This window comes from Oceanobacillus sp. FSL W7-1309, from assembly GCF_038002145.1.
Classification (GTDB): domain Bacteria; phylum Bacillota; class Bacilli; order Bacillales; family Amphibacillaceae; genus Oceanobacillus; species Oceanobacillus profundus.
In genome coordinates this window covers 894,097-920,580 of the sequence record NZ_JBBOBX010000001.1, presented here as the reverse complement: position 1 = coordinate 920,580, position 26,484 = coordinate 894,097, and the positions used below count along the sequence as shown (strand labels likewise).

19 protein-coding genes and 1 riboswitch are annotated in these 26,484 nt (G+C 38.8%); of the genes, 10 read left to right on the top strand and 9 right to left on the bottom strand.

Going from position 1 to position 26,484, the window contains the following annotated elements:
- Positions 1–66: 66 nt before the first annotated feature.
- Both NST46_RS04125 and NST46_RS04120 read left to right on the top strand, forming a co-directional pair.
- The gene (locus NST46_RS04125; RefSeq protein WP_095307718.1) at positions 67–1,257 is read left to right on the top strand and encodes a glycine C-acetyltransferase; all 1,191 of its coding nucleotides are present in this window, start codon (positions 67–69) and stop codon (positions 1,255–1,257) included.
- 27 nt (positions 1,258–1,284) lie between these two features.
- Positions 1,285–2,232, top strand: coding sequence for an NAD-dependent epimerase/dehydratase family protein (locus NST46_RS04120; protein WP_095307720.1), 948 nt, complete (start codon positions 1,285–1,287; stop codon positions 2,230–2,232).
- A gap of 76 nt (positions 2,233–2,308) precedes the next feature.
- On the opposite strand, the gene NST46_RS04115 is transcribed toward NST46_RS04120, so the two are convergent.
- Positions 2,309–3,928: an ABC-F family ATP-binding cassette domain-containing protein gene (locus NST46_RS04115; protein ID WP_095307721.1), complete on the bottom strand. Its 1,620-nt coding sequence runs from the start codon at positions 3,926–3,928 to the stop codon at positions 2,309–2,311.
- A 489-nt stretch (positions 3,929–4,417) separates the two neighbouring features.
- Between NST46_RS04115 and NST46_RS04110 the strand changes: the two genes are divergently transcribed.
- On the top strand, positions 4,418–5,038 hold the full coding sequence (locus NST46_RS04110; protein ID WP_095307722.1) for a hypothetical protein: 621 nt from the start codon (positions 4,418–4,420) through the stop codon (positions 5,036–5,038).
- 155 nt (positions 5,039–5,193) lie between these two features.
- On the opposite strand, the gene NST46_RS04105 is transcribed toward NST46_RS04110, so the two are convergent.
- From NST46_RS04105 to rarD, 4 genes are all read right to left on the bottom strand, one after another.
- Positions 5,194–5,829, bottom strand: coding sequence for a YpmS family protein (locus NST46_RS04105; RefSeq protein ID WP_095307723.1), 636 nt, complete (start codon positions 5,827–5,829; stop codon positions 5,194–5,196).
- An 11-nt stretch (positions 5,830–5,840) separates the two neighbouring features.
- Positions 5,841–6,656, bottom strand: a complete 816-nt coding sequence (locus NST46_RS04100) for an SGNH/GDSL hydrolase family protein (protein ID WP_341136808.1) — start codon at positions 6,654–6,656, stop codon at positions 5,841–5,843.
- 633 nt (positions 6,657–7,289) lie between these two features.
- Positions 7,290–8,987: an O-acetylhomoserine aminocarboxypropyltransferase/cysteine synthase family protein gene (locus tag NST46_RS04095; protein ID WP_095307725.1), complete on the bottom strand. Its 1,698-nt coding sequence runs from the start codon at positions 8,985–8,987 to the stop codon at positions 7,290–7,292.
- A 408-nt stretch (positions 8,988–9,395) separates the two neighbouring features.
- Positions 9,396–9,508: riboswitch (SAM riboswitch) on the bottom strand.
- A 131-nt stretch (positions 9,509–9,639) separates the two neighbouring features.
- Positions 9,640–10,545, bottom strand: a complete 906-nt coding sequence (rarD, locus tag NST46_RS04090) for an EamA family transporter RarD (RefSeq protein ID WP_095307730.1) — start codon at positions 10,543–10,545, stop codon at positions 9,640–9,642.
- A 183-nt stretch (positions 10,546–10,728) separates the two neighbouring features.
- Between rarD and megL the strand changes: the two genes are divergently transcribed.
- From megL to NST46_RS04075, 3 genes are all read left to right on the top strand, one after another.
- Entirely contained in the window at positions 10,729–11,919 is a 1,191-nt protein-coding gene (megL, locus tag NST46_RS04085) for a methionine gamma-lyase (RefSeq protein WP_095307731.1), read from the top strand.
- 696 nt (positions 11,920–12,615) lie between these two features.
- Entirely contained in the window at positions 12,616–14,055 is a 1,440-nt protein-coding gene (gene cls / locus NST46_RS04080) for a cardiolipin synthase (RefSeq protein WP_095307732.1), read from the top strand.
- Positions 14,056–14,115: 60 nt separating this feature from the next.
- Entirely contained in the window at positions 14,116–14,628 is a 513-nt protein-coding gene (locus NST46_RS04075; protein ID WP_095307733.1) for an acyl-CoA thioesterase, read from the top strand.
- Positions 14,629–14,685: 57 nt separating this feature from the next.
- Here NST46_RS04075 and NST46_RS04070 read toward each other — a convergent pair whose 3' ends face one another.
- Positions 14,686–15,027: a winged helix-turn-helix transcriptional regulator gene (locus tag NST46_RS04070; RefSeq protein WP_095307735.1), complete on the bottom strand. Its 342-nt coding sequence runs from the start codon at positions 15,025–15,027 to the stop codon at positions 14,686–14,688.
- Positions 15,028–15,335: 308 nt separating this feature from the next.
- On the opposite strand from NST46_RS04070, the gene NST46_RS04065 reads away from it, so the two are divergent.
- Complete coding sequence (locus NST46_RS04065) at positions 15,336–16,580, top strand: aminopeptidase (RefSeq protein WP_095307736.1); 1,245 nt, start codon at positions 15,336–15,338, stop codon at positions 16,578–16,580.
- A 267-nt stretch (positions 16,581–16,847) separates the two neighbouring features.
- On the opposite strand, the gene recQ is transcribed toward NST46_RS04065, so the two are convergent.
- Positions 16,848–18,998 carry a DNA helicase RecQ gene (gene recQ / locus NST46_RS04060; RefSeq protein ID WP_095307738.1) on the bottom strand — a complete coding sequence of 717 codons (2,151 nt, stop codon included), beginning with the start codon at positions 18,996–18,998 and terminating at the stop codon, positions 16,848–16,850.
- A gap of 298 nt (positions 18,999–19,296) precedes the next feature.
- Positions 19,297–20,580: a branched-chain amino acid transport system II carrier protein gene (gene brnQ / locus NST46_RS04055; protein WP_341136807.1), complete on the bottom strand. Its 1,284-nt coding sequence runs from the start codon at positions 20,578–20,580 to the stop codon at positions 19,297–19,299.
- A 361-nt stretch (positions 20,581–20,941) separates the two neighbouring features.
- On the opposite strand from brnQ, the gene NST46_RS04050 reads away from it, so the two are divergent.
- A complete protein-coding gene (locus NST46_RS04050) occupies positions 20,942–22,792 on the top strand; it encodes a cation:proton antiporter (protein WP_095307741.1) in 1,851 nt (616 codons plus the stop codon).
- A 55-nt stretch (positions 22,793–22,847) separates the two neighbouring features.
- On the opposite strand, the gene NST46_RS04045 is transcribed toward NST46_RS04050, so the two are convergent.
- A complete protein-coding gene (locus tag NST46_RS04045) occupies positions 22,848–23,030 on the bottom strand; it encodes an SE1832 family protein (protein WP_095307743.1) in 183 nt (60 codons plus the stop codon).
- Between the two features lie 309 nt (positions 23,031–23,339).
- On the opposite strand from NST46_RS04045, the gene NST46_RS04040 reads away from it, so the two are divergent.
- Both NST46_RS04040 and NST46_RS04035 read left to right on the top strand, forming a co-directional pair.
- Positions 23,340–25,082 carry a phospho-sugar mutase gene (locus tag NST46_RS04040; RefSeq protein ID WP_095307744.1) on the top strand — a complete coding sequence of 581 codons (1,743 nt, stop codon included), beginning with the start codon at positions 23,340–23,342 and terminating at the stop codon, positions 25,080–25,082.
- A 435-nt stretch (positions 25,083–25,517) separates the two neighbouring features.
- Positions 25,518–26,315, top strand: a complete 798-nt coding sequence (locus NST46_RS04035; RefSeq protein WP_095307745.1) for a TerC family protein — start codon at positions 25,518–25,520, stop codon at positions 26,313–26,315.
- Positions 26,316–26,484 lie beyond the last annotated feature (169 nt).

Below are 26,484 nucleotides of genomic sequence, written 5' to 3'. Positions count from 1 at the left end.
ATGTAAGCGTTTTATGTTAAACTTAAATATGGAAGTATTTCTGTGTTTAAGGAGGAGTTTTACCGTATGACTAGTAAGACATTAGACAATTTTTTAAATGGTAGTATTTTAGATTTAAAACAACGTGGGCTATTCAATGAAATTGATACAGTAGAGGGAGCGAATGGTCCAGTTATACGGATTCAGGGAAAAGAGTTAATTAACCTTTCATCTAATAATTATCTTGGACTTGCAACAGATGAACGTTTGAAACAAGCAGCAAGTGAAGCAATAGATTCGTATGGTGTTGGGTCAGGAGCAGTACGTACAATTAATGGTACTTCTGATCTCCATATTGCGTTAGAGGAGAGAATTGCAGCCTTTAAAGGAACGGAGGCGGCAATTTCCTATCAATCTGGCTTCAATTGTAATATGGCTGCGATATCAGCGGTTATGGATAAAAATGATGCGATTTTGTCAGACTCTCTCAATCATGCGTCAATCATTGATGGCTGTAGGCTTTCAAAAGCAAAGATAATTCGATTTGAGCATTCGGATATGGATGATTTACGTCGGAAGGCTGAGGAAGCAAGATCAACTGGCAATTTTAATAAAATAATGGTTATCACTGATGGTGTCTTCTCAATGGACGGGGATATTGCAAAGCTTCCAGAAATTGTTGAAATTGCAGAAGCATATGATTTAATTACGTATGTTGATGATGCACATGGCTCGGGAGTTACTGGAAAAGGCGCCGGTACAGTTAAACATTTTGGTTTACAGGATAGAATAGATTTTCAAATGGGAACGCTTTCGAAGGCTATTGGAGTAGTTGGTGGTTACGTAGCGGGCAAGTCCAACCTGATTGACTGGCTGAAGGTGCGATCACGTCCATTCCTATTTTCTACAGCTGTTTCACCGGCAGATGCGATTGCTAGTACAAAGGCAATTGAATTACTTATGGAAAGCACGGAATTAAATGAAAAACTCTGGGAAAACGGAGACTATTTAAAACAGGGCTTGAAAGCATTAGGTTTTACAATAGGTGCTAGTGAGACGCCGATAACGCCATGCATTATTGGAGATGAGAAGGTAGCGCAGCAGTTTAGCAAGCGTTTGGTTGAAGAAGGGATTTATGCGAAATCAATTGTGTTTCCAACTGTCCCACGTGGAACGGGGCGTGTCCGTAATATGCCGACAGCTGCTCATACAAAGGAAATGCTAGATAAATCGATTGCTGTGTATGAAAAAGTAGGGAAAGAAATGGGCTTAATTTAATTTCGATTTCATAGAGGGGTTTTGGAGATGAAAAAAATTCTAGTTACGGGTGCTCTCGGACAAATTGGATCCGAACTTACAGGCAAGTTGCGGGGTATTTATGGAACCGATCAAGTTATTGGGACCGATATACGGAAGATTGATGGGATTGAAGAACAAGGGCCATTTGAAGTGATGGATGTTACAGATATAGAACAAGTCTTGCATGTTGTTAAAAAGCATGAAGTAGATACGGTTATGCATCTTGCAGCACTTTTATCAGCAAAAGCGGAGGCATTTCCGAAGGTTGCTTGGGATATAAATATGGGTGGTTTGCTCAATACATTAGAGGTTGCAAAGGAATTCCATTTGCAAATTTTTACACCAAGCTCAATTGGTGCATTTGGTCCAACGACACCAAGGGATAATACGCCGCAAAATACATTACAACGTCCAACCACGATGTATGGCATCAATAAGGTTGCTGGTGAGCTTTTATGTGATTATTATTACCAGCGCTATGGGGTGGATACAAGGGGTGTTCGTTTTCCAGGCTTAATTTCGTATGTTGCTCCCCCAGGTGGTGGAACAACAGATTATGCAGTTGAAATCTATTATGAAGCGGTGAAACACAACGCATATGAATCGTATATTGCTGCAGACACCTATATGGACATGATGTATATGCCAGATGCATTAAATGCGATTGTTCACTTAATGGAAGCAAATCCGGAAAAGTTAATTCATCGCAATGCCTTTAATATTTCGGCAATGTCTGCACAACCAGAAGATTTTGCCAAATCGATTCAAAAACAGCTGCCAGATTTTAAGCTTTCATATAAAGTAGATCCGGTTAGACAACAAATCGCTGATAGCTGGCCGAATTCAATCAGTTCTCAAGCAGCAATGGAGGAATGGGGATTTAAGGCTGAATATGATCTCGATCGTATGACGGTTGATATGCTTGATAAAATTAGAAAGAAAGTAGCAGTTTAATAAAATAGGGGATGCATTCGGCATTCGTGAAAAAATAAGTGAAGGTGCCTAATAAAGGCGCCTTCACTTCGTGTTTTTATGCATACATTTCTGCAATTTGTTTTTGCAGCTTGCGATCTTGTACGTATTCATCATAGCTCATCTCTTTATCGATAATACCTTTTGGTGTAATTTCGATTAAACGATTTGCGATACTGTTAATGAATTGGTGGTCATGTGATGTAAACAGAATGGATCCTTTAAATTTAATTAACCCATTGTTCAATGATTGAATAGATTCTAAATCTAGATGATTTGTCGGTTCATCAAGCATTAGTACGTTTGCATGTGAAAGCATCATTTTTGACAGCATACAACGTACTTTTTCACCACCAGATAGCACATTCGCCTTTTTCAATGCTTCCTCACCAGAAAACAGCATTCTTCCTAAAAATCCGCGTAAAAACGTTTCTGTCTCATCTTCTGGAGAATATTGACGAAGCCAGTCAACTAGTGTTAAATTCCCGTTTTCAAAGAATTTCGCGTTATCTTTAGGGAAGTATGATTGAGATGTTGTGACACCCCAATGATATGTTCCTTCATCAGGTTCCATTTCACCTGCTAAGATTTTTAATAAAGTCGTTTTGGCAATATCGTTCTTTCCAACAAGAGCAACTTTATCATCCTTATTCATCGTAAAGCTAACATTATCTAAGATTTTTACGCCTTCGATTGTTTTACTTAGCCCTTCGACGCGTAATAAATCGTTTCCGATTTCGCGTTCAGGAGTAAAAGCAATGTATGGATACTTACGGGAAGAAGGTCTAATATCATCTAATGTAATATTATCGAGCATTTTCTTACGAGATGTTGCCTGCTTCGATTTCGACGCATTTGCACTAAATCGAGCGATAAAGGCTTGTAGCTCTTTAATCTTTTCTTCTTTCTTTTTGTTCGCATCCTGTGCCATTTGCGTAGCGAGCTGACTGGATTCATACCAGAAATCATAGTTTCCAATATAAATTTGGATTTTCCCGTAGTCAACATCTGCAATATGTGTACATACTTTATTTAAGAAGTGTCTGTCGTGAGAAACTACGATAACCGTGTTTTCAAAGTTAATTAAGAATTCTTCCAGCCACTGGATTGCTTGAATATCAAGTCCGTTAGTTGGCTCATCGAGTAATAGAATATCTGGGCTGCCGAAAAGGGCTTGAGCAAGCAAAACTTTTACTTTTTGGTCGGCAGTAAGCTCAGCCATCTTCATCGTATGAAGCGATTCTTCGATACCAAGACCTTTTAGCAATACAGCTGCATCCGATTCAGCTTCCCAACCGTTCATCTCAGCAAATTCGCCTTCTAGCTCTGCAGCACGCATACCATCTTCTTCTGAAAAATCAGCTTTCATATAAATTGCATCTTTTTCTTGCTTTACTTTATACAGCTTTTCGTGTCCCATTAAAACCGTATCAATTACTTCGTTTTCCTCATAAGCGAAGTGGTCTTGCTTTAAGACAGCAAGTCGTTCACCAGGAGACATGGAAACATTTCCCGACTGTGCCTCAACTTCACCAGACAATACTTTCAGGAAAGTTGATTTTCCTGCACCATTTGCACCAATAACGCCATAGCAGTTTCCAGGAGTAAACTTAAGATTTACGTCCTCAAACAGCTTTTTATCACCATATCGTAAACTAACATTAGTAACAGTTATCATTCTGGGTCTTTTCCTCCAATAAAATAAATAGTAATCATGGTAAGCTTACGTTATTTGACGCAACTTTGCAAGAACCCCATAGCATGTTTTACAAAATTGGTAATGTTTTATAGGTTTCCTATTTCGCTGTATTGTAATATGTTATATTAAATAGGAAGTAATTATTATTTATCGGCTATTTACTTTATAGATCTAGACATAATTATAAAACATTTTAATAGTCTACTCGTCTTGATTCTAATAATCTTAGTCGATGGAAGCTCTTATTTGTTCATGAAATATATGTCTGTTTAATCAGTGAAAAGTGTAAGCACAAAAAATAACTTGTATATTTGCCTATTTTTTGTAATAGTAGTACAAAAGGCTATTAGAAATGCCAAGCTTATAGGTACCTGTCTTAGATACACTTATGCAATTAGGAAAGCTATATGCTTTCCTGCTTTATAGAATCAATTGTTTTATTGCCCATAACGGAAAGGGGGGAAGGGCATGGGTGAAAGGATCATTTATTTCCTTTTTACCGATACAGGCAGTTATTTATCGAAAGCAATAAATTACTACACGAAAAAGTCATTAAATCATGTCTCTATCGGTTTTGATCCGCAATTAAACGAACTGTACAGCTTTGGAAGAAAGCAGCCGAGAAATCCATTTATCGGTGGATTTATTAGGGAAGATATTCAAAGTGAATTTTTAAAGCGTTCAACCTGTGAGCTATACAGTTTTACAGTTACGGAAGAAGAATATGAAGGTATCGTTCATAATATAAAAGAAATTGAAGCAAAAAAACAGCTTTATAAATATAATTTTATTGGTTTATTCGGTGTAATGATGGAAATAGAGATTAATCGAAAATATGCCCTATTTTGCTCCGAGTTTGTTGCAACAGTACTGCGAGATATGAAGAGGTTTCAATTTGGCAAACCGATTAGCTTTATTACACCCGCAGATATTCGTAGTTACCCAGGGATGCAGCTGATATATAAGGGAATTCTTGGAGATTATCAGAAGCAGAAACCACTTGAAGAAAGAATACAAGACCAAGCCATACCAAAGCAATCATTTATTTTTCTATTATCTTCTCGATTTAAACGCTTGGGTTTAAAATAAGCAAAAGAACCATCTACATTGTAAATGGTTCTTTTTTTATGGTCAGGAAGCTTTAAATATGGAATGCTATGGATACTTAGCTATCAATACAGCCACGTCCATGCAGCGCTAAAGCTCAAACCGATGATAAAAAGGAATGCCGTGTTCCCGGCCGGTTACCATGGGCCTAACATCTCCAGACCTAGTGTTTCATATGGAATCTTTAACCGAAAGGCTAGATTGTTTGCCTCGAGGTCTATCGTTTCCACTGCAACATGAAAATTACTGCGAATATCCATATCTGTAACTGCCACATAAATTTCCTGTTCTTGCGGATTGACCGTAACCCATTCTGGCATTGGAAGTAAGTCAGCCATATATTCCATGATTTTTTTGTTTGGGAGTTCTAATAAGCCAACCGATATGGACTTTTGTTTTAAAATAAGGTCGCCATTATCCTGCACTAATGGTTCGAAATGAACAGAAAGTGGGACCGTTGTTGAGAACACAGGCAGCTCTCCAATTAAATGGACATCTTCATCAAGTGATATACGATAGTAATGATCTGAATCTCCAAGTAATTGTTCAATGTATGCATTGACGAGATTATTCAAATTCTGTTTTGATGTTCGTATAATAAACTCAGAGCTTTCTTGATCGCCTCGTTCATGGCGGACTGGAGCTTTATTTTCCGGAACAGGTCCAAATAAGAGTGCGAAAAGCACAACAAAAACAATGCCATTAAAGATTAGCAAGCTATAGAAAGCTTTTTTCCATTTGTTACGTTTCAAACGCTGTTTTCTATCTGACATAGCGTTCATCCTTATCTTCTATTTGTAATATAGTCAAGTACTCGTTCAGCTATTAGATAATACCCCTCATAATTTGGGTGGAAATTATCTTCAGCAAATAAGTTCGTGGCTTTCACTGTAAATAAATCTTCGGTTGGTATAAATGTAATATTTTCGTATTCACTAGCAATGTTGCTGCTTGCAGTGTTCCAGGCTCCAACAATTAAATCGAGCTCTTTAATATCCTTAAAATATTGTTGGAAAGGGTTATAAAAGCCGACAAGATATATATGAGTGTCTGGATTTAATGCAATAATGGTCTCAAATATTTGCCGAATTCGGGATTCATAGCCATCCATTTCGGCAACAAAGTCATCGATAACAAGGTGCATAATGTTTTCCCTGGCGATTTTCATAATATCATTTGCACCAATTGTAATCAGTACTAAATCGGAATCCGCTATTTCTCTGGCGATCTTTTCCTGTCCCAGACGCTTGAGCAATTGATCTGTACGATTCCCGCGCTTCCCAAAGTTAACAATCTCTACAGATTGCAATCCATCATTGATTGTTCGGTCTAATATTCCAATATAACCACCTTGATCCGTTTCATCACCAACACCTTGGGTAAGTGAATCACCGATTGCCACAATCTTGGTTTCTTGATTACTGAAGAAACTAATTGTATTCTGTAGTGCACCAGATATATTTGGTGGAAATCCCGTTTGATCAGTATCTTCTTCTTGTTTTTGGTTTTCTTTACTTGTATCTGACTCATCATTCACTTCATGATCTTCAAATTCTTGTTGCATATCTTGCTCGGGCTGAGTGGCTGGCTCCTTACTCATTTCATTTGACGGTTGCATAAAAAAAATAATGAAAGCTCCGATAATCAGAAGGGAAAAGGTTATATAAACATACTTTTTCAAGTTAATCACACCTATGCAGTTATCTCTTAATATAATATGGAAAAAAGGCTAATTTGTCCGCTTTATAACTATTCGAAATGGATTTATAAATTATATACCCTTTCAAGCACTCCTGTAAAATTATGCTTAAAGAAATCATGGTGTTTGGCTATATATGTATTGCTTGTTATCCATTATTTCAAGGAAGATCCGTAGTGTCTATATCTTAATCGTTTATTCAGAACATCCATTATAAGTTTAATCAATAATATAAAAAGTTAAACTTGAAGTTGATCTTAAATATCGATTGTTTGTTGCATCATAAATATAGCGGTGAACTACTGGGACAGGAGCAAAAATTGTTCCAGCAGATTCTACTAATAATAGGAAGTCCGTATACGCACAATCCTTATTTACACATGAGTTCACACTTTCCTTTAAATACGAACATAACAAAATATAATGCTTAATTAAAAAATCGCCCTCTGTTAAAGAAGGCGATTTAAATTTTAGGTCCACTCTTTGGGGATATTCCCGGTTTGATGGAGATGTAAACCTGATTATATATAGTGTTTAAACTGTAACAGTTGCTTGCGTATTATTGCTTCGAAGCTGAAGTGCTAATGCAGCTGGATTTACCTCTGTAACAATAATTCCCGTCGCATTTGCATGCTGCAATGTTTGATTTGTGCTTGCTGCTCCTTCGGCAAAAATAAATTTTATTTCTTTATTTACCAATTGTTCAATAACTGCAGCTGGAAGTTCTTTATCCTTAACCCATAATGCATCAATAGGAGATGAAATTACAGATAATTCATTAGCTGGATCATCTTCTACAGAAATGATTTCAAAACCAAGTTTTTCTAAGGATTTCGTTTCGCTTTGATCAATCCCGATGCTAGCAATAACTTTTTTGCGAATACCTTCCTGACGATTAAATGGAGAGGAAAGCAAGCTTTTAATTACAGCGTCATTCGATTGTTGTGCAGCTTGATTAACTCCAGTTGCTTGATCAATTGCTTGCTCTAAGTCTGCCAGAATATCTTCTACAGCTTCTAGTCCAATCGACAAGCGGACAAGCTCTTCAGTTACACCGCTTTTCTTCAAATCTTCAGCATTTAGCTGCTGATGTGTCGTTGAAGCAGGATGGATGATTAAGGATTTAGCGTCTCCAACATTTGCTACATGTGACCATAGCTTCACATTGTCGATTAGCTTTCTACCTGCATCGCGTCCCCCTTTGATACCGAATGTAATAATCGATCCATAGCCGCTCTTGAAATATTTCTTAGCAAGCCCATGTGATGGATGTTCCTTTAAACCAGGGAAGCTGACCCATTCTACTGCTTCATGTTTTTGTAAATAGGCAGCAACTTTTTCTGCGTTCTGTGCGTGTCTTTCAATTCGTAAATGTAGCGTTTCTAGACCTTGTAAAAATAAAAATGCACTTTGGGGGCTTAAGCATGCACCGATATCACGTAATAATTGAACACGAAGTTTTGTAATAAATGCTGTTGGACCAAGATCTTTATATTTTAAGCCGTGATATGTTTCGTCAGGCTCGGTGAAGCCAGGGAATCGATCGTTATTCCAGTCAAATCTTCCACCATCAACAACGACCCCGCCAATTGTCGTTCCGTGACCGCCGATCCATTTTGTTGCGGAATGAATAACAATATCTGCGCCCCAAGTGAGCGGTTTTGCGATATAAGGGGCAAAAGTATTATCAATAATTAATGGAATATCATGAGCATGTGCAATATCAGCAACAGCTTCTACATCAAATACGTAAAGACTTGGATTTGTGATGATTTCACCAAATATAGCTTTTGTTTTATCGGTAATCGCAGCTTCAAATTCCTCCGGTTTTGTACCATCAACAAATTTTACTGTAATCCCATAGCGTGGAAGGGTCGCTGCAAAGAGATTGTACGTACCGCCATATAGGTTGCTGTCCGCAATAATTTCATCCCCAGCTTCCGCGATATTCAAAATTGCTAGCGTAATAGCAGCCATTCCGGATGATGTTGCAACAGCACCAACCCCATCCTCCAGCTGAGCAACACGCTGTTCAAATGCATCAACCGTTGGATTCATAATACGAGAATATATATTACCTGATTCTGCTAAACCAAATAAGTTTTGTGCATGTTCTGTATCACGGAAAACATAAGAAGTTGTTTGATAGATTGGAACAGCACGCGCACCTGAAGTTGGGTCCGGCTGTTGACCACCATGAAGTAATACCGTTTCTGGCTGAAATTGTGACATAATAAAATTCCTCCTTGAAATGTTATGTTTTTTTACTAGAAAACTATAAACTTTAATACCGTGGATCACTTGGCTACCGAAACAGCCACGTCCAGCTCCAGCGCTAAAGCTGTAGCGAGACTTCCCTCGCCTCCGTACGATAAAGAAGACTTGCCGACTGGCTAAGACATGAGACCTAGTCGCACTTATACCCTTGTGGTGAAAGTCAACATTGACTCTAGGTAAAAGGATGGCCGACTAAAACCAGGCTACGCCTAACATCGGCATACCCCTAAAGGGGCATGTTTCCTTTATCTCCTGCGGCTCAGTCCGTACGTCGCTAACCGGGCGCTTACGCTTTTGTGTTTGAAGAGGGAAAATGAAAAAGCCCTCTTCCTAAGAAGAGGGCGTATGTACGAACCGTTCCTCCTCTCATCTTCCAGGTTTTTACCCTGTAGGATTTAGCACCGTTACAAGCAGGTTAATGCTTTAAGGTTGCCGGGCTTCATAGGGCCTATTCCCTCCGCCGCTCTTGATAAGAGATGTTGCATTATTTAAGTTAGTGTGAGTATACAATGAATTCTATTATCTGTCAATGATGTTTTCTGAAAAGTTTAAATTAGGTTGAATGTAATTGCATGTTGCAGGATTTACCTAAAGCCAGAGATTCATTTTAATGTGTTCTCAAACGACGCTGCGAATTTTTATAAATAGACGCCATATATATAAATAAAGCAGTCCAAATAAAAGCAAACGTAACTAGATGTGCTTGTGAGAAGGGCTCTTTATAGAAAAACACACCAATTACAAGCATCATGGTAGGTGTGATATATTGCAGGAAACCTACCATGGCTAGAGGAATCTGCTTTGCACCACTGGAAAATAACAATAGTGGAACAGCGGTAGCAATACCCGCTCCAATTAAAAATAGGTTCGTAACTGTTATAAATGGTGTAAAAGTAAATGAACCGCTTGGAATAATCCATAAGTAAATAAGTGCGACTGGTGTAATAAGCAATGTTTCAATTGTCAGCCCGGAGATTGCGCTGACATTCACTGTTTTTTTCAGTAACCCGTATAATGCAAATGTGGTTGCTAGCAGCAGTGAAATCCATGGAAATACACCGTAATTGAATGTTAAGTAAAGCACACCAATTGCTGCTAAAATAAAGGAAAGTAATTGACCTTTCGTTACAGGTTCTTTCAAAATGATAATTCCTAGTAAAATACTAATAAGCGGGTTGATATAGTATCCAAGACTTGCTTGCAGGATATGTCCTTGAACAACTGCCCAAATAAATAGAAACCAGTTTAATGTAATCACAATCGCGGCAGCTGTGATCCCAAGTAATTGCTTTTTCTTTTTCATAATTTGTCGGCATTCCTGTATGAAGTTATTCCATTTACCAAGAAAAATGACAAGAAGCAGCATAAATACTGCTGACCATGCTATTCGATGTGCTAGAATTTCCCCGGCTGGAACATAATCAATTTGTTTCCAGTACATTGTAATAATCCCCCATAAGAGGTAGGCACTGAATGTATAGATGATGCCGGTTTTCGTATGCCGATTATCCATTATATTTTCCCTCCTAAGCGGATTTTTTGAACAACCTTTAACATTTCTATAATAGTAGATGGAATTTACCAATTTAGCAATCACGTAGCTTAGCTTAAGTTTTAGAAAACGCTTTCATAATCAAGTTTTATTCGATATGATAGATGTGAGCGTAAGAGACATCTATTAAGAGGGGGTTTGACGATGACACAAAAACAAAATCAAAAACGTATTGAAACGGCTGTCATCCATGAAGGCTATGATACTAAAGAAATGCTTGGGAGTCTTTCCACACCCATTTTTCAAACATCTACCTATACATTTGAAACTGCGGAGCAGGGGGAACGTCGCTTTGCCGGTGAGGAGTCGGGCTATATTTATTCTCGCCTGGGGAACCCAACCGTCCGTGTGCTTGAAGAGCGTATTGCGACTTTAGAAAAGGGAGAAGCTGGTCTTGCATTTGGATCGGGAATGGCGGCAGTGTCAGCTGTTCTCATTGCACTCACCAAAGCAAATGATCACATTATATGTTCATCGGGTTTATATGGATGTACGTTTGGATTTCTAACGATGATGCGAGAAAAGTATAATATAACTACTGATTTTTCGGAGATGAAATCAAAGGAAGAGCTTCGCAGTCTTATTCGGCCAGAAACGACCGTCATTTATGTAGAGACACCGATTAATCCAACGATGCGCTTAATCGATTTACAGCAGGTGGCAGAGGTTGCAAAGGAATACGGTATTCCGGTTGTAGTGGACAATACATTTTCTTCTCCTTATTTACAGCAACCATTGGAATTAGGGTGCGACATTGTCCTTCATAGTGCAACGAAATATATCGGCGGACATGGAGATGTAATTGCAGGTTTAGTCGTTGGCAAAAAATCCTTTATTGATATGCTTTCCAATACAACACAAAAAGATATCGGCGGGGTTATATCTCCATTTGATGCATGGCTTTTACTGCGTGGTTTAAAAACATTGGCGGTTCGTTTGGACCGTCACTGTGACAATGCCCGAAAAATTGTGGCACAGCTGAAGATGCACCGGCAAGTCGCTAACGTATATTATCCAGAAGATGACGACAATCCGGATCTTGCGATAATGGAAGGACAAATGAAACGTGGAGGGGGAGTCATTTCCTTTGATGTGAAAGGGAATAAACAGCAGGCGCAGCAGTTGTTGAATCAATTGGGTTTCTTAAAAATTGCAGTAAGTTTAGGCGATGCCGAAACGTTAATTGAGCATCCTGCTACAATGACACATGCAAGCATACCATATGAAGTTCGGCAACAAATGGGTATCACAGACCAGCTCATTCGACTTTCAGTCGGACTGGAAGCGTGGGAAGATATTTGGTCTGATTTAGAGCAGGCTTTAGATCAATTATAAGAAAAGCAGCACTCATTTTACATGCACGTCTAATGCTAATTATTTTCTAGCATGGACGTGTATTTTATTTGTACTTTAATAATAGAATTGGATAGGTAGGAGGGATATTTTAACTTGAAGTTTATATAAACTGTGGATTAGTGTATTTAAATGGATTGTGCGTCTACCCGCTCCGGAAATATAATTCGCGCATCCAAAGGGGAGCTGTTGAGCCTCCTTGTGCTGTCGCACTGCGCAGTCTCACCGATGCTCTTCTTCCCACAGGAGTCTACGTATATTTCCTCCGCTAGTATATGCTCACCAGTTATTACTTGTGGAATTAATAAAAACGATATCGATGCGCTACCAGTCCAGGTGAGTGCAGGGCGGTGACTCCAGTGGGAATAGCACGTGTCTGAAGACTCACCGGAAGTGGGTTTCTTCCGGAGAGGCTGAAGCCGTGCCCACGGAAAGCATCCGCCCGAAGCGATCCCAGACGGCGATTATTGCACATACTTGAAGAAAACAGCCGAGAAGTTAGTTCGCAGTTTCTTTCAAATATGATAAAAAGAAAATTTCCCTACTATGTTTTAACTTTTGTTGGATAGGCTAAATAGTATGCATGAAACATCGGAAAAGCAGCGCATCACTAACCTGGATTAAATTTCTGTGCTATATTAGATAGTGGAAATATACGTTTAGAGGGAGATTGATACGATGGGAATACTGTCGTTTTTACTCGGACTTATAATCGTTTTAAATATTGCATTGGGTATTTCTATTGTATTTTTGGAAAGGAAAGATCCAACGTCTTCATGGGCATGGTTAATGGTATTACTATTTATTCCCATTGCTGGCTTTATCCTTTATTTAATTTTTGGTAAACCAATAAGCAACAGACGAATTTTCACCTGGGATAAGAAAAGCAGGCTGGGTGTGAAAACGACTGTTCAATCGCAGCTGCGTTCCTTGGAGGATGAGGATCTCCATTTTAATGATGAAGCAATGCAGGAGTATAGCGATCTGGTGTATCTACTATTAAGAAATGACGATGCTATTTTTTCACAAGATAATGCGGTAGAAATTTATACCGATGGAGAAGAAAAATTTGAAGCGTTGATTCAGGATTTGCAAAAGGCAAAAGACCATATTCATATGCAATACTATATTATGAGAAGTGACGAGCTCGGTCAGCGTTTAGCAGAGGTTCTCATAAAAAAAGCGAATGAGGGTGTTGATGTACGAGTGCTCTATGATGACATGGGATCACGTTCTTTAAAAAGAAGCTATGTAAAGCGATTAAAGAACGCTGGTGTTATGGTAGAGGCGTTTTTTCCTTCTAAGCTCATCATCAACTTTAAAATAAACTATCGAAATCATCGTAAGCTAACGATTATAGATGGGAAGATTGGCTATATTGGTGGTTTCAATGTTGGTGATGAATACCTCGGAAAAAGCAGGAAATTCGGATACTGGCGTGACACGCATCTACGTGTAATGGGGGAAGCTGTTCAAAGCTTACAGACTCGCTTTATTCTCGATTGGAATCAAGCATCCAAAAATGATATTCTATATGATGATCGCTACTATAACACGAGTACAAGTGGAGACGTAGGCGTTCAGATTGTTTCAAGCGGTCCGGATACAGAATGGGAACAAATAAAAAATGGCTATATTAAAATGATTATGGCGGCAAAGGAATATATTTACATTCAAACACCTTATTTTATACCAGATGAAAGTGTGAAAGATGCATTGCGAATTGCTGCATTATCCGGTGTAGATGTGAAAATTATGATTCCGAATAAACCAGATCATCCATTTGTGTACTGGGCAACGTTGTCCAGTAGTGGAGAACTATTAACGGCTGGTGCAGAGGTATTTATTTATCAAAACGGTTTTCTCCATGCGAAAACAATTGTCGTCGACGGGAAAATTGCATCAGTAGGGACTGCAAACATTGATGTTCGCAGCTTCCGTCTCAATTTTGAAGTAAATGCATTTTTATATGATACCGAAATAGCTGATCGGCTAGTTCAAAAATTTAACAATGATATTAAATTATCGACACAAATGACGAAGAAGCTGTATGATCAAAGAACAATCGGCATCCGATTTAAGGAATCAATTTCTAGACTAATTTCGCCAGTGCTATAGTACGTTCCCAAAAGAAGCAGTAACTTATAGTAAATGGCAAGTCATCGGGAGGACAAGAATATGGAAGCAAAACCATGCTCAAACTCATTAGCAATTAAAACAACACACGTACTTCCGCCAGATACAAATGCTTTTGGTACATTATTTGGTGGAAAGTTAATGGCGCATATCGATGATATAGCAGCAATAGCTGCCGTGAAGCATGCAAGGAATCCTGTTGTAACTGCATCAACGGACTCGGTTGATTTCCTGGCACCTGTAAAAGTTGGCTATTCGATTTCAATCGAGGCATTTGTTACATGGACACATCATACATCGATGGAAGTTTTTGCGAAAGCAGTAACAGAAGATTTAGTAACAGGAGAAAGAAAGGTCAGCGCGACCGCGTTTATGACATTTGTAGCTATTGATGAAAATGGAAAACCTGTCCCTGTACCATCTGTTTATCCAGAAACAGACTTAGAAAAAATGCTCCATGAAAATGCAGCATTACGTGCTAAGCGCAGGGGAGAAAGAAGACGACATTCTCAAGATCTCGCCAAAACCTTTGGTACAAAATACGCAATGGAATAAAAAATTGAGTCAGGCATAATGAAAAAAGGCTGTTGCAAGCGCGACAGCCTTTTTTCATTAGTCTTTTAGCTTTTCAGTATCTTCTTCAACCTCATCAGGGCTAACATGGTCATCAGCCCAAGATTGAATTTCCTTAATTACTGGTTCTAAGTCTTTCCCTTTTTGAGAAAGAGAATATTCAATTCGAACAGGGAATTCAGAATAAATATTCCGCTCCACAATTCCTTCTTTTTCAAGTAGTTTTAGTCGATCGGACAGCAGCCTGCCGCTAATTGGCAAATCAGCTTCCATCTCGGAGAAGCGTTTTGTTCCCTTTAATAATTCAAATAAAATTAAACCAACCCAGCGTGTACTAAGGAGCCCCATCGCCTTTTCAAAACGTGGACATAATTTCTCCATTATGATCACCTCATTCCTATACGATCATTTCAATTTGCTTTATATTAAAACATTACAGTGATTACAAAAAGTAACTTCTATACTATTATAATATCATAAACTGCTAATACCGTAAATAGAACTGACCTCGCGTACTGTTACCGGTAGATAGGAATTTGAAAATGAAGAAGGTTATTTTGGCAATTTTCGGTTGATTATGGAATAATGACTATATGGTACATTCATCCCAGTAATAAAAGACATACTATTTAAAAAGTAATGACTTTTAGGTGAAGCCATTATCTGAAATAATCTTGGAGGTTTGAATTATGGTTAATCAAAAAACACAAGAGAAATATGCAGAATTAGCATTACGCACAGGTGTTAATTTACAAAAAGGGCAAGCATTAATGATTAACGCACCACTTGAAGGAGCAGATTTTACAAAAATCGTTGCTCATAAGGCTTACGAATTAGGTGCGAAAGATGTTCATATTAACTGGGTCGATGACGAATTGACTTTATTAAAGTATGAAAACGCTCCAGATGAAGTTATTGAACATTTCCCGGAATGGCGAGTGAAGCTTCATGATACATTTGCAGAAGATGGAGCGGCGATATTACACATTCGTTCAACAAACCCTGATTTATTACAAAATATTGATCCATCACGTGTTGCTAAAGCAAACAAAGCTGCAGCAGAAGCAATGATTAATTTCCGTAACTATACAATGAACGACAAGATCCCTTGGTCCATCATTTCAATTCCATCAGGTGATTGGGCACAGAAAATTTTCCCTGATAAGTCAAAAGAGGATGCAGTGGAAAGCCTTTGGGAAGCTATTGTAAACATTGTGCGTGTAGATCAGGAAGATCCAATTGCCGCATGGGATAAGCATAATGCAACATTAAAAACAGCACGTCAGGTTTTGAATGGGAAAAACTACCAAAAACTGATTTTCAACGCACCTGGAACGGATCTGGAAATGGAGCTTCCACAAGGACATATTTGGAAAGGCGGATCTGCTGAAGCAGAAACAGGTGTTACATTTAATCCAAATATCCCAACAGAAGAAGTTTTCTCTATGCCGCATAAATATGGTGTCAATGGAACAGTAGCGAGCACCAAACCTCTTAACTACGGTGGTAGCTTAATCGATAATTTCAGCCTGACTTTTAAAGATGGTAAAGTTGTTGATTTTAAGGCGGAAAAAGGGGAAGAAGTACTAAAGCATCTGCTTGACTCGGATGAAGGAGCGCGCAGATTAGGAGAGATTGCATTAGTTCCAGATGAATCTCCAATATCCCAATCAGGATTAGTTTTCTACAACACATTATTTGATGAAAATGCATCTTGTCATATCGCTTTAGGAAAAGCATATCCAACGAACTTGGAAGGCGGTTCTAAAATGAGTGCAGAAGAACTTGATAAACATGGTGTCAATGATAGCTTAATCCACGTTGACTTTATGATTGGTTCTGCGGACATGAATATTGACGGTGTAAAAGCAGATGGAACAACAGAAGCAGTATTCCGCAATGGAACATGGGCTTTAAATGTAAAAGGTGAATAAATAATAAAAATCCAGCGCTCGCATAAGCGCTGGATTTTCACTTGTCCAGGAAAGTATCCCAATGCTATCGCTCGAACCTGCCATCTATCTATGACACCGTCCTACCAAATAAAGCACCATCTATCCATTCTATGACACCAATCTGCCAAATAAAGCACCACCTATCCATTCTATGACACCAATCTTCCAAATAAAGCACCATCTATCCATTCTATGACACCGTCCTGCCAAATAAAGCACCAACAATTCACGTTACCACACACTGACCTACATCAACTCATTCTTAACCAACACAGCTTTAATTTTCGTATAATCATATTCCTCTGGCAGCAATTCTTTCAACGGCTTTAGCTTTGGTTCCTCAAGCTTTTCATGAGCTGCAAGTACAACTTCTTCTTCTTGATTATTAAAAAATATCCCCCATGCTAGTGGATAGCCATCTTGGACAGCTTTAAAAATATGATTCTCAATCGTCATTTTAGAATAACCTCGAATAGTTGCGATATCTTTCAATGATTTCCCCGATTGGAACATCTGGTAGCTGATTAAGTGACTAGGTCGGTCATCTGCAGTTTTCTTTTCCTTCGATTTCGCTGAGCTAGTATCTCCAATTCTAATTTTCTGTTTGACATCTGGATGTTCTGCACGCCAATCTTGAATAATTGCTAAAAATTCCTCGCCATACTGTTCGTATTTCTTTTCACCAATTCCTTTGATTTCAAGCATATCCTCTCTATCAGTAGGGAAATAACGGCTTAGCTCCTTTAATGTAACATCGGAGAAAAGGACATATGGCGGCACATTTTTCTCGTCGGCGATTTGTTTTCGTAATGCACGTAATCTTGCAAATAGATCTTCTTGGTAATCCGCATCCTCGTTCGTTGGAATTGGTGCAGTGAACATTTCAACAGGACGTTTTCCTTTTAAAACATCCACTGAATTTTGGTTCAACCGTAATGTTGGGTATTGCCCCTCCTCGGTTGCAAGTAGCTGTTCTGCAATCATGAAGTGTATCCGTTCCGTTAATTCCTTCTCTGTATACGCAGAAAGTATCCCATAGGTTGTAATTTGATCAAGGCGAAAATCGCGCAGCTTTTTATCTTTGGATCCCTTTAGAACCTTTGCTGTCATTCCGACACCAAAGCGCTCACCCATTCGCTTCACACAGGAAAGAATCATTTGTGCTTCTTCGGTAATGTCCATTTTTTCCTGGCGTTCGACACAGTTACTACAACGATTGCAGGATCCTTTTATTACCTTTTTATCAAAATAATCGAGTATAAATGACGTCAGACAGCCATGGGTATGACAGTAGTTAATCATTGCTTGCAATTTCCGGTATTCGTTCTGTTTCGAAGCTTCATCCATTTGGGACTGCTCAATTAAAAACTTCTGCAGCTGCACATCCTGTGGAGAGAAGAGGAGAATACAATCACTTGGTTCTCCATCACGGCCTGCACGACCTGCTTCCTGATAATACGATTCAATGTTCATTGGCATTGCATAGTGAATGACGTAGCGAACATTCGATTTGTCGATCCCCATACCAAAAGCATTCGTGGCAATCATAATCGATTTCTCATCATGGATAAATGCAGCTTGTGCTTCCTTTCTTTCTTGTTCCGTTAAACCTGCGTGATATTTAGAAACAGAAATCCCGCGCTTCGTCAGTTGATCATATAATGCATCTGCTTGCTTTCGTGTGGCAGTATAAATAATGCCGGATTCCTCCCGGTGCTCTTCTAAAAACGACCGAATGTAAGATTGCTTGTCCTTTCCTTTTACGAGATGAAAGGAGAGGTTTTCTCGTTCAAATCCGGTATTCACTACATGATCATCCGCTATATACAGCAATTCTTGAATGTCATGAATGACCTCTTCTGTAGCTGTTGCAGTTAATGCAACGAATACAGGAATGTTTGATAGCTTTTTCAAATTAGGAACGATTGAACGATAGCTTGGTCTAAAGTCATGTCCCCATTGTGATATACAGTGGGCTTCATCAAATGCTACAAGTGCTAATGGGATACGTTTAATCACATTCACAAATGTCATAGATTCAAAGCGTTCTGGTGCCACATAAACAAACTTATAACGACGGTTTGCAACATCACGTAATCGGGCTTGTTGTTCTCCGGTAGAAAGGGAGCTGTTAATGTAGGTGGCAGGGATACCTAAAGCTTGTAGAGCATCCACTTGGTCTTTCATAAGAGAGATTAATGGGGAAATGATAATAGCGGTCCCGTCCATCGACATACCAGGGATTTGGTAGCACAGTGATTTACCACCACCGGTTGGCATCACAGCAAGGGTATTATGTAGTTGTAAAATATGATTTATTGTTTGTCCTTGCCCTGGACGAAATGTTTCGTAGCCAAAATAAGTTTGTAGAATTTTCTCTTCTTTTACTAGCGTCATTAGGGAGCCTCCTTTTCATAAAATGTAAGTGCTGCAAAGGTATGGCCTAAAGGCCGTTGAACAGAATCAAAAATTTACGGGCTGTCTTTACAAAAAGGGGATGACACAAGGTCCTCCCTCTCGTTTCTATCTTTTTCACTCTTACAGCCCGTTAATCTGTGACAGATTTATTCTTATCCTAACATATTTTCGATTGGACTGTCAGTAGTAGAGGTGGAGATTACATGCCTTATCAAAGGCACTCGTACCCGTATCCATAGTCATCCCATCGCCCCTTAAAAAAGCTGAGCTTAACAGATCAACTCCTCCATTTGTCAACGAATAGTCCAATCAGGCCTCCGACAATTGCTGGAACAACCCACCCTAGTCCTAAGGAGAAGAAAGGGAGAACCTCCATATATTTAGTCACCGCTTGCAGCTTGAATCCAAATGCGGTTAGTCCATCATATAGACTAAAGACAGCTGTTAGGAGAACTGCGCCGCGATAAACGGCTTTTGCGCCACCGAATAACCTATCTAAAAATGTAAGAAGAATGAGGACAATCGTTATTGGATAAATAAATACGAGCACTGGAACAGAGTAGTTAATAATTGTATTCAGTCCTTGGTTTGCAATTAGAAAGCTCAAAATTGTGACAGTTAAAATAACCCATTTATATGGGATCTTTGTCGTTTTTGAGAAAAATTCTCCAGAAGCTACGACAAGCCCAATGGATGTGGTGAAGCATGCTAATATAACGATACATCCAAGTAATAATGTTCCGAAATTACCAAAAATAATGCTCGCTGCACGGGATAAAATTTCTCCGCCATTTGTAAATTCCCCATTAATAGCCATCTTACTTCCGATCCAGCCAAGTGAGCTATAAACAACGATTAAGCTGATACCTGCAATTGCGCCAGCTTTCAAAGTAGATTTTACTAAGGCGTTTCGAGTTGTTATGCCTCTCTCTTTAAACGCATTTACAACGAGTATGCCAAATGCAAGAGCTGCAATCGCGTCCATCGTCAAATACCCTTCCATAAAACCTGTAAAAAAGGGTCCGTTTTGATATTTTTCAGTCGGAGTAGTTAAGGCAGTGTCTAAGGTGAGAAAACTGCCAACACTTAATCCAATAATAGCAATTAATAGAATTGGAGTAAGATACTGACCGATTTGATCCACCATTTTCGATGGATTGATGCTAAATAAAAAAACAAGTACAAAGAAAATAACTGTAAAAATAAATAATGGAATTGGTGAGCTCTCATTTGTAAATGGTTCAATACTCATTTCGTATGCAACTGTAGCTGCCCGGGGTATTCCAAAAAACGGGGCAATTGCCAGATAGATAATAGAAGTAAAGATCAAACCGAACAATGGGTGAACATGATCCGATAATTCCCTTGCATCATTTTTAACAAAAGAAATAGCAGTTACTGCAAGAATGGGTAGTCCAACTCCAGTAATAATAAAGCCAATTATTGCAGTCCAGTAAGCAGTTCCTGCGTCAATCCCTAATGTTGGTGGGTATATTAAATTGCCCGCTCCAAAGAATAAGGCAAAGAGCATAAAACCAATCGTGAATGTATCTTTATTCATAACATAAAGCCTCCGAGATATATGAGTAAATTAATTAATCTTCCTGATTTTGTCGTTGTATTTTGAAAATTCGTCTCGTTATCAGATGATTTAAATAAATGTTTTTGCAAATTTTGCAACGAGAATCATCGTAACAAGACTGTTAGTACTTGTCAATGTTCGATGTTAATTGTTGTAGAGGACCAGTTTAGAAAAGATTTTGTAAAACGTTTTATACATCTAACATATAACTTGCATAGACGATGCAACATTTTATAACCAGCATATATTTCCCATTATTTACTAAAAACGCTCAAATCATTTACATTTCATGGATACATCTATAAAATAACGTTTATAAAATTTGCTTAGGGGGGTTGAGATGGTTCCTTCATTGTTATTTGAAATCATGATCATTGGTTTACTTGGAATTGGATCACAATGGGTAGCGTGGCGTTATCGATTACCTGCGATTGTTGTAATGGCCATTACGGGATTATTAGTTGGTCCAATTTTTGGATTTATAAACCCTGAGGAGAGTTTTGGTCCGATGTACAGTCCGATTATTTCGGCGGCGGTTGCAATTATTCTCTTTGAAGGGAGCTTGAACCTAAGCTTTAGCGAGCTGCGTGGTGTAGGGAAATCGATTTTCCGAATATCAACAGTCGGCGCATTTATTGCCTGGATCCTTGGGTCTTTAACTGCTCACTATGTTGCAGGTCTTTCTTGGGCGGTAGCTTTTGTTATTGGTGGATTGTTTATTGTAACTGGTCCAACTGTCATTATGCCGTTGCTCAGACAGTCAAAATTAAAAGCAAGACCTGCTAAAGTTCTGAAATGGGAAGGAATTATCGTTGATCCAATTGGTGCGTTACTTGCAGTCTTTGCTTTTGAAATCATCACATTTATTACGGCAATTGACCCTGATGGTACACAGCTTCTTATGTTTTTCGCAGCTTCCTTATTTGCGATTATTCTTGGTTGGGCGCTGGGACGTGGTCTTGGATGGATGTTTGAAACAGGACATATTCCTGAATTCCTAAAATCACCGGCAGTGGTTGTCGTTGTTATCTTTTGTTTTACAGCTGCAGATGAAGTCATGCATGAAACAGGGCTTTTATCTGTGACAGCAATGGGAATAACACTAGCTAATATGGGGATTAGTTCAATCTCTGATATGCGCCATTTTAAAGAAAATATCTCTGTGCTGCTCATATCAACAATTTTTATTATGCTTACAGCTTCCTTGGAAATGGACACGATTCTGCATATATTCAGTCCAAATATTATTGGGTATGTTCTATTAATGATGTTTGCTGTTCGTCCATTGTCCATTTTTATAGCTACAATTGGTACAGGACTATCTTTTAATGAACGGGCACTTGTTGGTTGGATTGCTCCGCGTGGGATTGTTGCATTGACGGTATCAGGCTATTTTGCAACTGTTCTAGCTGACGCGGGATATGAGGATGCTTCCATTTTAACAACATTGACGTTTGCACTTGTTATCTTTACAGTTTTGGCCCATGGATTTTCCATTGGCTGGCTGGCGAAGAAATTAGATTTATCGATGACAGGCAATCCTGGTGTGCTGCTTGTTGGCAGTAATCCATTTACAATTGAATTATCCAAATCCTTAGCGAAGGTAAATGTACCAGCAATGATTATTGATTCATCCTGGGAACATTTAAGTATAGCAAGAAAGTCGGGCGTACCCTTTTATTATGGAAATATGCTCTCTGAACAAACGGAACATCATTTAGACACGATTCCGTATGAATACCTGCTTGCCGCGACTGATGACCGAGCATTTAACTCTTTAATCTGTACGACATTTCTACCAGAATATGGCAGGACAAATGTGTTTAAGGCGAGTCCTTACAACCAGCTTGACAATGGCTATGCAAAAGGAGTCGTTTCCAAGGTAGGTGGAAGAATCTTATTCGATAAGAAATTTCCGCTCGAAATCTTGATTGGAAAAATTGAGAGTGGTTATGTATTCCGTCAAACAACATTGACAGAGCAATTCAACTTTGAAGCGTACAAAGCAGAAAAGGATCCTTCAACTATTTTCTTATATTTAATCAAGCCTTCAGGACAATTGAAGTTTTTCTCTGAGGAAATGCGTACTGTTCCTGCAATAGGTGACAAAATCGTTAGCTTAACTCCACCAACAAAGGAGCAAGCAAAAATTCAAGCAAAATTGGAAAGTAATCGAACGTTAAACGAGTAAAAAGGGAGGGAGGAGAGCGTAATGTGCTCTCCTCCCTATTACGTTCGCCTCTTGCTTACTCATCTATTTCGTCTAGCTGGCGGTTCACCTCAGCGATTTCACCCTCCAGCCGGATTAACTGTTCTTCAGCAGAGGATACTCTGCCTTTGACATATTCCAACTTGTCCATGTCACTCTGAATCCGAACATAATCGGATTTTAATTCATCCAGTTTTGCTAGCAGCTGTAGCTTTGTCATGAATCATCCCCCCTTTGATCTGATGTGTTTATTATAGCAAAAACAGCGACTGTATTTTTTATTTCGTTAATAAAAATGAATAGTTTATAATCCCTTTGCGTAGAATGGTATAGCGTATTGAAAAAGATTTCCTCTGCTAATCATTGGGAAGTATGTGCAAAAGCTATTAATCTAATGATTTTTGGGAGAATTACCTGTACAAGCTTTCTTCAAAAAATGACTTCCAGATATTATGATAAAGAGTTATAGTATAAAGCAGAAAAGTATGCTAAAATTTTGACATATATATAATGGTATGGGGGTAATGATGTGAGTAATTGGGAAGCAATCTTTCAAAAATGGGACTCATTTGAAGGTCTCGATAAGGATTTAAAAACAGAATTACATACAATTAAAGATAATAAGCATGCACTAGAAGACGCATTTTATAAAGAATTAACATTTGGTACCGGTGGTATGCGAGGTGTCCTTGGTGCCGGTGTTAATCGAATGAACATCTACACGGTTAGAAAAGCTGTTAATGGGCTTGCGAACTATTTATTAGCAAACCAAGTTAATGTCCGTGATAGAGGTGTTGTTATTGCCTATGATTCCAGAAATATGTCAAAAGAATTTGCAGTCGAATCGGCGAAGGTACTTGGTTCCTATGGAATTAAAACACATATTTTTGAATCGTTACGCCCAACACCACTTCTTTCTTTTGCTGTTCGCTATTTGCGAACTGTTGCAGGAATCATGATTACTGCAAGTCATAATCCTCCTGAGTATAACGGATTTAAAGTATACAATGAAACTGGTGCTCAAATTGTTCCAGAAGAGGCAAATCTAATCATTGAGTCAATTCAAAAGACGAAAGATGAGCTGACAGTGCCATTTTTAGAAAAGGAAGAACTAGAAGAAAAAGGTCTTCTAAATTGGCTGGGTTATGAAATTGATAATGCCTATTTGGAACGTTTGTATCATATGACGAAAATGAGCGAGGATGTCCATCAAAAAGAAAAAAACTTGCAGATTGTCTTCACCCCATTGCATGGAACGGCTTATAACCTTGTAACGAAAGGGCTTGAGCAACTTAATTTTCCGAAAGTAGCAATTGTGAAAGAGCAGGCAGAGCCAGATGCAATGTTCTCTACTGTTGCATCGCCGAACCCGGAAGAGCATCAGGCATTTTCGCTGGCAATTGAACTTGGTAAAGAGACGGATGCAGATATTCTACTCGGTACGGACCCTGATGCAGATCGTTTAGGGGTAGCAGTTAAAAATAGTGCTGGTGAATACCAAGTATTAACAGGAAATCAGCTTGGGGCATTGTTGCTTGATTACATTTTATCTCATACAAATCCACAGGTCTACCAAAACCCACGTATGATTAAGACAGTTGTTTCAACAGAGCTTGGAAGAGCGATCGCAGAATCATATGATGTAAAAACGCTTGATACGTTGACAGGATTTAAATTTATTGGTGAGAAAATTAATCAATTTGACGCAACTGGTGAGACATTTATATTTGGATTTGAGGAAAGCTACGGTTACTTGATTAGCAGCTTTGCACGAGATAAAGACGCAGTTCAAGCTGCAATGATGGCAACTGAAATGGCTTATTATTGGAAGGAACAAGGAAAAACATTATTTGAGGCATTGGATGTTTTATTTGAGAGGCACGGTTATTTCTTGGAAGGAATGTCTTCCTTAACCTTAAAAGGGAAGGAAGGGTCGGAACAAATCGCTAACATTATGGATGCAATCCGCTCCAACCCACTAAAAGAGATTGCCGGAATAAAAGTTGAACAAGTAGAAAACTATTTAACGAGCGAACGTATGCTAATGGCAGAAGCAAGAAAAGAAACAATTGATTTGCCCCAGGAAAATATGATGAAATTTATTTTGGAGCAAAATGCATGGGTTTGCTTACGTCCATCTGGTACAGAGCCGAAAATCAAATGCTATTACGGTGTATGTGGTAAGGATAAAGAAGATAGTGAAGCAAAGCTAACTTCATTAAAAGAAACAATGGATCAGATTATTTCCGATATATTGGAAGGTAACGAATAATAAAGCTAGATTGGATAAGCTTTCTAAAAGTGAGATTGTTTATAAACAGATAAATATGGCATGTGACCTCTGTTCAAGGATAATACTGATTAACTTTCACTTTACTGGGAATTATAATTTTAGTGATATTCATAAACATTGGTCAATGCTGTAAAGGTCAAAAGTCGTTGGTATAAAGCTGAGAAGCGCTTACGACTGCTAGTTGAACAATCTCCAAAGCGAAATTTGACATTTTGCGATAATTAGGGTTTAATATTAGTAACTTAATATTTCCTAAAGGGGAGTAGCTGTACAATTTAAGTCGTCATTACGAGATAATATCTCCGGCTTAATTGGCAATGAACGTTGTTAGCGAGACCTTTACCCATCGACAGGTAAAGGTCTCTTTTTGTGTGCTTTTCCTGTTGATAAGACTACATTTTAAGGAGAGAACACATGGGAACAGAATTGATTTTGGAATATTTATGGGTTTTAGTTGTTTTGATTGGTTTGGAGGGGCTTTTAGCTGCCGATAATGCATTAGTATTGGCTATTATGGTAAAGCATCTTCCGGAAAAACAACGCAAGCGAGCTTTGTTTTACGGATTGGCCGGGGCATTTGTTTTACGTTTTGGATCATTGTTTGTTATCTCGTTTCTTGTGGAGTTTTGGCAAGTTCAAGCATTAGGTGCTGCTTACCTGTTGATTATCGCCTTTCGGAATCTATATGGTAAATTTAGATCGAAATCCGAAGATGATAGTGAAAAAGGGAAAAAGGTTATTGAGCTTAATGAAAAAGGAGAGGCTTCTCCAAAGGAATTTTGGCTTACTGTTCTTAAAGTAGAGTTTGCTGACTTAGCATTCGCAGTCGATTCGATTCTAGCAGCAGTTGCACTAGCGGTAGCACTTCCAGCAACTGGACTAGGTACAATTGGGAGTCTTGATGCCGGACAATTCGCTGTCATATTCGCTGGTGGTGTGATTGGTCTAATCATCATGCGCTTTGCGGCTAACATTTTTGTTGGCTTACTCCATAAACGACCAGCTCTGGAAACGGCAGCATTTGTAATTGTAGGTTGGGTTGGTGTGAAGCTAGCGGTCTTGGTAATGGCACATCCTGATATTGCATGGATTCCATACGAATTCCCGCATTCCACAATATGGAAAACATCTTTCTATATTATACTTGTTTTAATTGCGGTTGTTGGTTGGTTTGCTTCTAGTCCGAAAAAAGAAAAAGAACAAGAAGCTTAAGAACAAAAGCGCAAGCGCCCGGTTAGCGACGTACGGACTGCGCCCCGAACTCTGGGGTGGTTCGACGAGTCGAACATTCCTACGGAGGAGATTCACTCCAAAGTATAAGATGAACTATGACTTTCGCCGTTATGGGCGAAAAGTCAAGTTCATCTAAAAGGAAACATGC